Annotated in this window: 10 protein-coding genes; 4 read left to right on the top strand and 6 right to left on the bottom strand. The window is 59.2% G+C overall.

All coding sequences use genetic code 11. The features are described 5' to 3' along the window. The first annotated feature begins 3 nt into the window (after positions 1–3). Complete coding sequence (locus GS612_RS12885; protein WP_171640821.1) at positions 4–456, top strand: Lrp/AsnC family transcriptional regulator; 453 nt, start codon at positions 4–6, stop codon at positions 454–456. 323 nt (positions 457–779) lie between these two features. Here GS612_RS12885 and paaZ read toward each other — a convergent pair whose 3' ends face one another. From paaZ to GS612_RS12855, 6 genes are all read right to left on the bottom strand, one after another. Beyond that, the gene (gene paaZ, locus GS612_RS12880; protein WP_171640819.1) at positions 780–2,810 is read right to left on the bottom strand and encodes a phenylacetic acid degradation bifunctional protein PaaZ; all 2,031 of its coding nucleotides are present in this window, start codon (positions 2,808–2,810) and stop codon (positions 780–782) included. 119 nt (positions 2,811–2,929) lie between these two features. Next, positions 2,930–4,117, bottom strand: coding sequence for a cytochrome P450 (locus GS612_RS12875; RefSeq protein ID WP_171640817.1), 1,188 nt, complete (start codon positions 4,115–4,117; stop codon positions 2,930–2,932). Next, positions 4,117–5,469, bottom strand: a complete 1,353-nt coding sequence (locus GS612_RS12870; RefSeq protein WP_171640815.1) for a TRAP transporter large permease — start codon at positions 5,467–5,469, stop codon at positions 4,117–4,119. The genes GS612_RS12875 and GS612_RS12870 overlap by 1 nt, the downstream gene beginning before the upstream one ends. Then, on the bottom strand, positions 5,469–5,972 hold the full coding sequence (locus GS612_RS12865) for a TRAP transporter small permease (protein ID WP_152460571.1): 504 nt from the start codon (positions 5,970–5,972) through the stop codon (positions 5,469–5,471). The genes GS612_RS12870 and GS612_RS12865 overlap by 1 nt, the downstream gene beginning before the upstream one ends. A 57-nt stretch (positions 5,973–6,029) precedes the next feature. Further along, the gene (locus tag GS612_RS12860) at positions 6,030–7,049 is read right to left on the bottom strand and encodes a TRAP transporter substrate-binding protein (protein ID WP_171640813.1); all 1,020 of its coding nucleotides are present in this window, start codon (positions 7,047–7,049) and stop codon (positions 6,030–6,032) included. Positions 7,050–7,119: 70 nt separating this feature from the next. Next, positions 7,120–9,153, bottom strand: coding sequence for an FAD-dependent oxidoreductase (locus tag GS612_RS12855; RefSeq protein WP_171640811.1), 2,034 nt, complete (start codon positions 9,151–9,153; stop codon positions 7,120–7,122). Between the two features lie 103 nt (positions 9,154–9,256). Between GS612_RS12855 and paaG the strand changes: the two genes are divergently transcribed. The 3 genes from paaG to paaK are packed head-to-tail and all read left to right on the top strand — an operon-like array spanning position 9,257 to position 11,805. Then, the gene (paaG, locus tag GS612_RS12850) at positions 9,257–10,042 is read left to right on the top strand and encodes a 2-(1,2-epoxy-1,2-dihydrophenyl)acetyl-CoA isomerase PaaG (RefSeq protein WP_171640809.1); all 786 of its coding nucleotides are present in this window, start codon (positions 9,257–9,259) and stop codon (positions 10,040–10,042) included. Positions 10,043–10,044: 2 nt separating this feature from the next. Beyond that, positions 10,045–10,470 carry a hydroxyphenylacetyl-CoA thioesterase PaaI gene (gene paaI, locus GS612_RS12845; RefSeq protein ID WP_171170296.1) on the top strand — a complete coding sequence of 142 codons (426 nt, stop codon included), beginning with the start codon at positions 10,045–10,047 and terminating at the stop codon, positions 10,468–10,470. A gap of 24 nt (positions 10,471–10,494) precedes the next feature. After that, a complete protein-coding gene (gene paaK / locus GS612_RS12840; RefSeq protein WP_152460575.1) occupies positions 10,495–11,805 on the top strand; it encodes a phenylacetate--CoA ligase PaaK in 1,311 nt (436 codons plus the stop codon).

Genomic DNA, 11,805 nt, shown 5'->3' with positions numbered 1-11,805 from the left:
GAAATGGACGATAAAGACAGACAGATCATTCGGGCGCTGCAAAAGGACGGGCGCATGACGAACCAAGACCTTGCCGACGAGGTGAACCTATCTCCGTCGCCCTGTCTGCGCCGGGTCAAGAACCTCGAAGCGCGCGGGATCATAAAGGGTTACAGCGCAGATGTGGACGCCGCCGCATACGGCATAGGCATTACCGTTTTTGTGCGGATCCGGTTGGAGCGGCACAATGAAATGGACGTTCAGAATTTCGAAAAACGCGTTCGGATGATCGACGAAGTTCTTGAATGCCACGTGCTGACCGGGGCGATGGACTATCAGTTGCGGGTGTTGGTATCGGATCTCGAGGCATATGAAGAATTCATTCGAAACAGAATTCACCCGATCGGTGGGATTGCTTCGATCGACACCAGCTTTGTTTATGGAACGGTAAAGAAGACCGCCGTTTTTCCACCCTGATGGAACGCCCGGCCAATCTGCAAACTCAGGTTGAGGTGCATGTTCAACGGGCGCGGGGATCAGGAGTCACAGCCGACAAATGACGATGGCAACGCGGGCGAGAGGACCTTTGAGCCTCGCTCGCACAGGGTTGCGACGCGCCACCAGCCGTTGATCCTGTCGAACATGATCCAGGCGCGATTGCGCCGCTTGGCGTGCCTTGCAGGCAACCCGCACTGTTTGCACCCCCGGATTCTGGCACGCATCCCGAAGATCAGACATGTTCACCGCTCGTTTTTCGAACCGTGAACACGCTGACCTGCCGAATTCAACGGGTTCCGGGCCTAGTAGGCGACCATCGTCAAAAGCTCATATTCCGCAACCATTTCATCATCCTGCTGGGTCAGGGTGACATGCCAACGGACTTCGCCGTATTCTTCGTTCCGTTTGGTCTTGGCCTTGACCGTCAACCGCACTTTGATGGTATCACCCGCCTCGACGGGCTTCATGAATCGCAACCCGTCAAGACCCGTGTTTGCCAGAACCGGGCCTTCGTTCGGTTCAACAAACAATCCGGCTGCAAATGACAAAAGCAGATACCCATGGGCCACTCGGCCCGGGAAGAACGGGTTCCGTTCCGCCGCTGCCTGATCCATATGCGCATAGAACGTATCGCCGGTGAAATTGGCAAAGTGTTCGATGTCTTCCATCGTGATTGTACGGGGCGCCGTGTGGAGGGTCTCGCCAATCGCCAGCTCGTGGAACCGGCGCGTGAACGGATGGGCTGGCCCTTCGACCTCGTTCGCGCCGGGAACCCATTTGTTCCCGATCGCGGTCAGCAGATCGGGCGATCCCTGAATGGCTGTCCTCTGCATGTAATGCTTCACGCCACGCACACCGCCCATCTCCTCGCCGCCACCAGCGCGTCCGGGGCCGCCGTGAACCATATGCGGCAGAGGAGAGCCGTGGCCGGTGGATTCCTTCATCGAGTCGCGATTGTTGAAATACAGCCGCCCGTGATAGGCCCCGGCCCCCAGGGCAACGTGCCGCGCCACATCCGCGTCACGGGTTATGACCGACGCCACCAGCGACCCCTGCCCGCGATTTGCCAGTTCGATCGCATGGTCAAGATCGCGATACCCCATCACCGTGCTGACCGGGCCAAAAGCCTCGGTGTCATGGACGCGTCGGGCCGCATCCGGATTGGCACAGTGGTACAACATCGGCGGCAGGAACGCGCCTTTCTCGGCATCCGCCCCATCAACCTCAAAATCGTCAGGGTTGCCGAAAACGCGCTCGGCTTCCTGCCCGATGATTGCCGCCTTTTCCAGAACATCGCGTTTCTGACCGTTCGAGACCAGCGCGCCCATGCGTGTGGTTTCCAGCCTTGGGTCGCCGATGACCGTTTTCGCCAACCGCGCGGACAGGGCTTCGATCACCGCCTGCACCTGAGGCTCTGGGGCAATGATCCGGCGGATCGCCGTACATTTCTGCCCGGCCTTCGTGGTCATCTCGCGCTGGACTTCTTTGACGAAAAGGTCGAATTCCGGCGTTCCGGGCTCGGCATCAGGGCCCAGGATCGAGCAGTTCAGACTGTCCTGCTCGGCCACGAAACGAACTGAATTCTCCAGAATCACCGGGTTGGAACGCAGTTTCGACGCCGTTTCCGCAGATCCGGTGAAACTGACCACGTCCTGCATGGTCAGACGGTCCAGCATATCGCCCAGACCACCCGAAACCAGCTGCAACGCGCCCGCAGGCAAAATGCCGGAATCCAGCATCAGCCGGACGCATAGTTCGGTGACGTAGCACGAGTTCGTCGCCGGCTTTACGATGGCCGGAACGCCTGCCAGAAGGGTTGGAGCCAGCTTTTCCAGCATCCCCCAGACAGGAAAGTTGAACGCGTTGATGTGAACCGCCACCCCATGCAACGGGGTACAGATATGCTGCCCCAGAAAGGTGCCGTTTCGCGACAGCTGCTCGACCTCACCGTCCAGATAGACATGTCCATCCGGCATCTCGCGGCGACCTTTCGAAGCGAAGACGAACATCGTGCCGATACCACCGTCTATGTCGATCAAGTGGTCGGACTGGGTGGCACCTGTGCTGAAAGACAGGTCATACAATGCCTGTTTGTGCTGACCCAAATGAATGGACAACGCCTTGAGCATCTTGGCCCGCTGGTGGAACGTCATCTGCCGCAGCGCCGGCCCGCCGACATTGCGCGCATAGTCCAGCATCCCCTGCACATCCAACGCACTATTGCCGGCCGTGGCGATCACCTCGCCGGTGACTGCGCTTGTAATATTGCGGGCACCCGCACCGGGCGAAACCCATTCACCGGCCGCGAAGCTGGAAATCTGTTGGATTGTCATGAGCGTCTCCTCATTTGTTGTGTGAACTTCGCGCGGCCATATGCCCGTCTCACGAAATCATAATATAAACCGATCGGTCGGTCAATAAATTGGCGAATTGGCACCCCCAACCGAGCATCTCAGACTTGTGCTGGCAGTCGCGCGAAACCCCGAAACCGGATGCGGCCGCCCCGTTCGGCGCCGTCAGTGATGCGATAGGTCGGGAATCGCGCAAGAAACCGTCCGACGGCCACGCGACCCTCCATACGCGCCAGGGTCAGGCCGACGCATGTGTGGGGGCCTCCGGCAAATGCGTGATGCTTGTTGGGACGTCGATCCAATACAACCTCATCAGGTTGTTCAAACTGCCGCGGATCGCGATTGGCCGCGCCGATACACAGGTGAATGTCCGTACCTGCCGGAATGGTCTGACCGTGGAACGTTACGTCTTCGGTGGTCAGACGATTGCCAAACTGATTTGGGCTTTCCAGCCGCAGAAACTCGTCCACTGCCGTGTTGATCAGATCCGGATTGGCCAGAAGCGCGGCCCGTTTGTCGCGGTGCCGTTCCAACAGTTCCAATGCGTTGCCGATCAGGTTGGTGGTGGTCTCGTGCCCTGCATTCAGAATGAAGATGCAGTTCTGGTACAGCTCGACCTCGGTCAGGCCACCATCGGTGTCATCCTGCATCAAACGTGTCAGGACATCCGTCGCTGGATCTCCGGGGTTGGCCCGGCGATCTTCGATGACATGCCGAAGATAGTCCTTGAATTCAGAAACCGACCGGTTGCCCCACTCTTCCTGCTCGGGCGTCAATTGGGGTTCCAAAGCGCCCAGAATAGCCAAAGACCAATCCCGCAAAGGGGCACGTTCCGATCTGGGAATGCCAAGCAGGTTGCCGATGATCTCGATCGGGATGGCGCCGGCAAAATCCTCGATCAACTCTACCGAGCCCTTGGCCTGCATCTCGTCCAGCAGCCCATCGACAAGGTGAATCAGGCCCGGTTCCATCTGCGCCAGCGCCCGAGGGTTCATCGCACCGACCATGACCTTGCGGACGCGGGTATGCAGGGGCGGATCATTGAACACAAGGCTGGTGGTATGGTGTTCGTACAGCGGGCTGTCGATACCGTATTTGGGGCCGAAAACCGCCTTTTTATCCGATATGAAACGCTCGGTGTCCCGGTACACCAGATCCAGGTCGTCATACCGCGACAGGACCACCGAACCATCGGACTGCCAGCAGACGGGCGTGTCTTCGCGCAACGCGGCGTAGGTTGGATAGGGATCCGCATGAAACCCGTCCGGAAGCGCAGTCAGAGAAAACATCAGTGGCCCATCGCTCCCATTTGCTCGGGAAGGACCAGAACCAGCCAAGGCGCCAGAACGATCAGAGCCAGACGGAAGATATCTGCCACCCAGAACGGTGTGACCCCCCTGAAGATTGTTCCGGTCGATACGTCCCCGACCACGCCTTTCAGAATGAACACGTTCAAACCCACGGGCGGCGTGATCAAACTGATCTCGGTCACGACGACGACAACGATGCCGAACCAGATCGGATCATATCCCAATGACGTGACCAGTGGGAAAAAGATCGGAACCGTCAGCAACAGCATCGACAGCGATTCAAAGACGCATCCCAGAATGATGTAGATCCCGAGGATCATCAGGATCACGACGAAGGGCTCCACCTCATATGCGGTGACCAGGGCGATCAACGCTTCGGGCAGACCGGCCAGGTTGATGAAATTCGAGAAGATCTGCGCCCCGATCAGAACCGAGAACAGCGCCGCTGCGGTGAAGCTGGTTTCCTTCAGCACTTCAAAGGTCGAACCAAGGGTCAGCCCGCCGCGCGACAATGCGATCAGGAATGCCCCCATCGCGCCCATACCGGCGGCTTCGGTCGGGCTGAAGGTAAGGTTCAGGGGGTAGAAATCGAATGCTCCGTACAAGCCGCCGATCACCAGGAAGAACAGCAGCAATACCGCCCAGACCGAGCGCAGGGCCGACAGGCGTTCGCCCCAACCGTGGCGTTCACCGGCGGGGCCGGCCTCGGGCCTGCGCCAAACGGTCCAGCGCACCGCGAACAGATAGAAGAGGATACCAAGTACACCGGGGATGATGCCCGCAACGAAGAGTTTGCCGATCGATGTTTCGGTCAGCAGGCCGTAGATCACCAAAATGACCGACGGTGGGATCAGGATGCCCAGCGTGCCTCCCGCTGCAATCGACGCGGTCGACAGCTCATCCGAGTAGCGGTACCGGCGCATCTCGGGCATCGCGACTTTGGACATGGTCGCAGCCGTTGCCAGCGAGGAACCGCAAATGGCCGAAAAGCCGCCGCACGCGGCAACCGTCGCCATGGCGATACCGCCTCTGAAGTGGCCCAGGAAGGCGTTTGAAACCGCGTATAATTCGCGCGCGAGCCCGCCCTTGTTCACGAACAGGCCCATGAGGATGAACAGTGGCACGACCGAAAGGCCATAGTCCTGTGCCGTGTCCGTAATCTGGCGCCCCACCATTGACATGGCGGCCTTCAGTCCGCGCTCGGACAGGATGCTGCCACCGCGCTCATAGGCGAACCCAAGCGTCCCCACGAGGCCCATCGCAAACACGATGGGCAAACGTACCAACACAAGAACCAAGACAAGGGCGAAACCGATCAGTGCGGCAGTCATCAGGCGTGCTCCGACAAGGTTTGGGGGGCAAAAATGTGCAAAAGACCGGTGATGACCATCGCAACGGCCGTTATTGCGGTGAAGGCGGCGATGAACCAGCCGACATAGAAGACGGGGATCGACAGGTATTCGGTGACGTCCCCGTAATCCCGTGCACGTTCAGCCAGAACCCAAACGCGCTGAATCGGCCAGATCAGCATGATGCCGGACACCAGATAGACAATCGCATCGCGCGCCCTGCTCAGCCGCAGGCGGGAAAAAATTCCGTCGGTCAGGTCAACGGCGATCTGCCCCTTCCCGGCCGAAATCATCGGCAGAACCGAGAACACAAGGATCGCCATCAGAATCCGCGTCAGTTCGGTTGCCGCCTCGATCGGAGCATTGAAGACTGAGCGCAGAATGACGTCAAAAAAGGTCATCACCATCAGGATGAACAGCGCCACACAGGCCAGCACCGTCGGAATGATACTGACGCGACGCGCGAAGGTCACGATAGATTGCATGATTGGCCCCCAACGGGTGAAGATGGCTGGCGGGTCAACCCCGCCAGCCCGGCTGCGTTACTGGGCAGCCATTTCGTTAACGATCATGTCATAAGCGGCTTGCGCATCGACGCCCGTGCCATTGACCTCTTCGATGACCTTGGCGCGCACATCGGCAGCGATCGCGTTGAACTTTTCCAGATCTTCGGCAGAGGCTGCATTGATCGCGTTGCCCTCGGTCTGCTCGGTCGCCTCACGGCCGATCGCGTCGATCTCATCCCAGATTTTACCGATTTCGCGGCTCAGCGGTTCACCGAACACCTTTTCTTCCAAAGCGGCCTGCACATCGGCGGGAAGATCCGCAAAAGTGTCTTCGTTCATGATGAACGCAAATGACCCGCGATACAGGCCACCCGGAACTTCATACACGTTTTGCGCCACTTCGGTCAGCTTGAAACCCTTGCGGGATTCAAATGGCATGACCACGCCATCAGCAGCTTTCGACGCGAGTGTCTCGTATACTTTCGGCGCGGGAACCTGGATTCCGGTTGCGCCCAGCGCCGTGCCGACATCTCCGCCGACACCACCCGGGATACGCACCTTGAGGCCCGATACCTCGTTGAGGTTGGTCACCGGGCTGCTGGAATGAAGCTGTGCCGGGCCGTGTGTGTGCAGGGCGATCACTTTCACACCGCGATGTTCGTCCGCCGCCTTGAGATACTTGTCGTATGTACGCCAATACGCGACCGAGGCCGCTTCGGCCGAGCCCTCATATCCGGGCAGCTCAATCATCTTGGTGGTGACGAAACGACCGGGCTGGTATCCGTGGAAGATGATCGACGCATCCGCCGCGCCATCCATGATAAGGTCCATCTGCGCCGGCGGCGGGGCAATTCCCAGCTTCAGTTCAGCTGTGACTTTGCCATCGGTGGCTTCTTCGACCATTTCCACGAATTTCGGCCACATCTTCGCGTTGATGCCGTGGGTCGGCGGTGCCCAGCTGGAAATCGTCAGCGTATAATCCGCCGCCAGCGCCACTGTGCCCGAAACGGCCAGCGCGGCCGAGGCCAAAAGAGTGCTCAACTTGGTGAACTTCATGGTTTTGTCTCCTCCCTGTGAAACATGACTCGAGAATGCGTTAATGGTCACTTTTGTAACCATCAACATGTTAATCGTTTTCCATTTGGCCCGCGAGGCGCCACGAACCTGGGCTTTCTTTCGCTACGGTTAGCATATTTGCGGCGCACCGGCTGATGCCGATTTCGTTGCAATAGTTCATCGGTCCTCCTCTCCAGCGGGGAAAGCCGTATCCATGGATTTGAACCATATCGACAGCTTCGGCGTTGTCCGCGATCCCCTCTTCAATGATCAAAGCGCCCTCGTTGGCCAAGACCGCCAGCAACCGCGAACAGATTTCCTCGTCCGAAAAATCCCTGCGGGTGATGCCCTGCTGGTCGGAATAAGCTTCGATCAGTGTCTCAACTTCGGGATCCCGAACCGGATCGCGACTGCCCTTTTCGTAGCGGTACCACCCTTTGCCGACACGCTGGCCGAAACGCTCGCGCTGACAAAGCTGGTCCGCGATGGTGACATAACGTTCGTTCGGGTCGCGGTTGGCGGCATTGCGTTTGCGGTTCGCCCAGGCGATTTGAAGACCGGTCAGATCCTGAAGCTCATAAGGCCCCATGGGCATCCCGAACGCCCGCATTGCACGGTCCACCTGATAGGGAAGCGCCCCATCTGCCAGCAGATAATCGGCCGCGCGCCGATAGGCGGCCAACATGCGGTTGCCAATGAACCCATCGCAGATACCCGACAGCACCGAAATCTTGCGAAGCTTTTTGCCAAGCGCGACCGCGGTTGCGACCACTTCAGCAGAGGTTTGCGGAGCTACCACGACCTCGAGCAGTTTCATGACATGGGCCGGGCTAAAGAAATGCAGCCCGATGCATCGGGCCTGATTGCCGACGTCCGCGAAAATTTCGCGCGGGTCCAGATAGGACGTATTGGTGGCCAAAATCGCATCGCTGCTCATACGCCTTGCCAGCTCGTCAAATACCTGCTGCTTGACGGACAGGTCTTCAAAGACGGCCTCGATCGCCAGTTCGGCATCCGCAGCGTCTGCATAACTGTTCACCGCACGAAACGCAGCAAGGCGATCCCGAAGCTGCGCCTCGGACATCTTGCCTCTCTTGACCGCGCCTTGCAGCAGACCCTCGACCCGATTGTGCGCTGCGGCCGCAGCGTTAGCGTCTCGCTCGATCAACGTCACGGACAGCCCGCCGTTCAGGGCCGCAGTTGCGATCCCTGCCCCCATCAACCCACCTCCGACAACGGCGATCCGTGATATGTCACGGGCGGCCACGTCTTTGATCAACGAAGGTTTGGACACGGCACGTTCAGCAAAAAAAGCATAGCGCAAAGCGCGGCTTTCCGGGCTTTGGCGCAACTCCAGATGGCGCGCGCGCTCTTTCGGTTGTGCGGTGGCAAATGGCTCAACCGACCAACCAAGCGCCGTCAGGTTTTCCAACGGCGATTGCTGACCCTTGGCGCGTTTTTTCAAAGCCTCGCGGCTCGCCTCCAACAGATCCGGCGCAAACTCCGCCACAGCACGCTGGCTGACAGGTATTGGGCGTTCGGGAAGGTCGGCAACCAATTCCAGGACAGCAGCCCTGGGGTCTTCGGCGACGCGGTCGACGCCGCCAAGCTCGGCCAGTGTCTCTGCCTTGAGAATTTTGCCCGAACAAGCCATGTCAATTGCAGCCTGCATCCCGACCAGACGCGGCAATCGTTGTGTGCCCCCTGCCCCGGGGATCAAGCCCACATTGACCTCCGGCAGACCAAAACCCGTTCCCGGCGCTGCGATCCGCCACGCACAGGCCATGGCGATTTCGAACCCGCCGCCCAGCACGTTGCCATGCATGCAGGCAATGAACGGAACCTCGCTGTCTTCGATTTTCTGAACCACGTCGGGCAAGTGCGGCTCGACCGGCGGCGCATCGAATTCGGACATGTCGCCGCCTGCGACAAAAGTTTTTCCAGCGCAACACAGCACCGCCACACGCGCGCCCTTGACCGCATCAACCGCGTCAGACAGCCCTTGCCGAACACCTGTCGACGTCGCGTTTACCGGCGGGTTGTCAATGGTGACCCACGCCACGTCGCCCTTAAATTCAACGCTCACCAGCGACGACTGCGACATTTGCAATCCCTTTGATCGGTTCAGATTCGGTTCGGGTTTATATATTGACCAACCGTTCGGTTAATGCAATGATTAAGTTGAAACGAGACCAGATGAGACAGTCATGAGCGATACGATTCTTGTACAAGACAACGGTAACTGGGCCGAAATCACCCTGAACCGCCCGGACAAGCTGAACTCGTTCAATGAAGAAATGCACATGGCGCTTCAGGATGCGCTGAAAGCCGCGCGCGACGGCGGGGCCCGCGCGGTATTGCTGACCGGTGCCGGACGAGGCTTTTGTGCCGGTCAGGACCTCGGCGATCGCGACCCGTCGAAAATGGATGGCCCGCCGGATTTAAGCAAAACGGTACGCAGTTTCTATGCCCCTCTTGTCCGGTTGATCCGGTCGATGAATATCCCGGTGATCTGCGCCGTGAACGGAGTGGCCGCCGGGGCGGGTGCTAATCTGGCGCTGGCCTGTGATATGGTTCTGGCTGCGGAAGGTGCGAAGTTCATTCAGAGCTTTTCCAAGGTAGGCCTGATTCCCGACACGGGCGGCAGTTGGCACTTGCCGCGCCTGTTGGGCGAGGCGCGCGCCAAGGGGCTGGCCCTGACGGCCCAACCCCTTCCGGCCAAGCAAGCCGAAGATTGGGGGCTGATCTGGAAGGCGGTGGCCGAGAATCAATTGATGACCGAAGCGCGCGCACTTGCCGCGCAATTGGCAAACGGCCCCACCCTCGGGCTCGGGCTGACCAAGCAGTGCATTCAAACGGCTGCCACCACGTCGCTCTCGGATCAGCTTGAGATCGAAGCAGACGCAATGAAGACCTGCGGGGAAAGCGCGGATTACGCCGAAGGCGTATCCAGTTTTCTTGAAAAGCGGGCGCCGAATTTCCAGGGACGCTGATGATGACACCCAAAGAACGTGCCACGAAATCCGCTGAAGCGATGTGGGCGAATGACCAAGCCAGCAAATGGTTCGGGATGGATCTGGTCGAAGTCGACGAAGGCCGTGCAGTTCTGACCCTGACAGTCGGGGACCATCACTGCAACGGGCACGGCATTTGCCACGGGGGCGTCACTCATGCCCTGGCCGACAGCGCCTTTGCCTTCGCCTGCAACAGCCGCAACGTGGCAACCGTCGGCCAGCATACGATGATGAGCTACCTCGCGCCCGGAAAAAAAGGGGACCATCTGACCGCAATCGCGTCAGAGGTTGCCGTCACCGGCCGCAGTGGCATCTATGACGTCCGCGTCACCAACCAAGACAACACCCTGATCGCCGAGTTTCGCGGAATGTCTCGCGCGGTCGGCGGGCAGAATTTTCAGGAATAGCTTCGCGACTGGAGGAGTGACGCGATGGAAGACCTTTCCCCAAACAAAGCGGATCTGGACCCGATCGAGATCGCCTCGATCGACGAAATCCGCGCGACGCAGCTTGAACGCCTCAAGTGGTCCGTTCGCCACGCCTATGAGAACGTGCCGATGTACAAGCAACGGTTCGACGAATCCGGTGTGCATCCTGACGATCTTCAGCAGCTCTCGGATCTGGCGAAGTTTCCGTTCACGTACAAAAATGATCTGCGTGACAACTATCCGTTCGGCCTGTTCGCCGTTCCACGCAGCCAGATCATTCGTCTGCACGCCTCGTCCGGTACGACGGGCAAGCCGACGGTGGTGGGCTATACGAAAAACGACATCGACAATTGGGCGGATCTGGGCGCAAGGTCCCTGCGTGCATCGGGGTTGCGCAAGGGGGACATGGTGCACAATGCCTATGGTTACGGGTTGTTCACCGGCGGGCTTGGCGCACATTACGGGATCGAGCGGCTTGGCGCGACCGTCGTCCCCATGTCCGGCGGGCAAACCGAAAAGCAAGTCAACCTGATCAACGATTTCCGGCCCGACGGGATCATGGTTACGCCTTCCTATATGCTCAATATCCTTGAACAGTTCCACAAGGCCGGGCTCGACCCGCGTGAAAGCTCGCTGAAGGTTGGCGTGTTCGGTGCCGAGCCCTGGACAGACGCCATGCGCGCCGAAGTCGAGGATGCGTTTGATATGCATGCGGTCGACATCTATGGCCTGTCCGAAATCATGGGGCCCGGGGTGGCCAATGAATGCGTTGAAACCAAGGATGGCCCGGTGATCTGGGAAGATCACTTCCTGCCTGAAATCATTGATCCCGCAACCGGAGAGGTCCTGCCCGATGGCGAAACCGGCGAGTTGGTGTTCACGACCCTGACCAAAGAGGGTTTGCCGATGATCCGCTATCGCACGCGCGATCTGACCTGCCTGCTGCCGGGGACAGCACGATCCATGCGCCGGATGGCCAAGATCACCGGTCGCAGCGATGACATGATGATCCTGCGCGGCGTCAACGTCTTTCCCAGCCAGATTGAGGAACAGGTCATGGCGACGGGGGGCCTGGCCCCTTATTATCAGATCGAGCTGTACAAATCCGGCCGCATGGACGCCATGCGGGTTTATGTTGAATCGTCCCCGGATTCCACCGACGAACTGTCCAAGACGGCCGCGGCACGGATGCTGACCAAGCGGATCAAGGACGTCGTTGGCGTCTCAACGGAAATTGTTGTAGGTGACCCCGGCGACGTCGAACGCTCTCAGGGCAAGGCGAAGCGCGTCGTCGACAATCGCGATAAGGAATAA

The organism is Ruegeria sp. HKCCD6157 (assembly GCF_013110685.1).
Lineage (GTDB): Bacteria > Pseudomonadota > Alphaproteobacteria > Rhodobacterales > Rhodobacteraceae > Ruegeria.
Note: the sequence above shows the minus strand (reverse complement) of the source record. Positions and strands in the feature narration are given on the sequence as shown.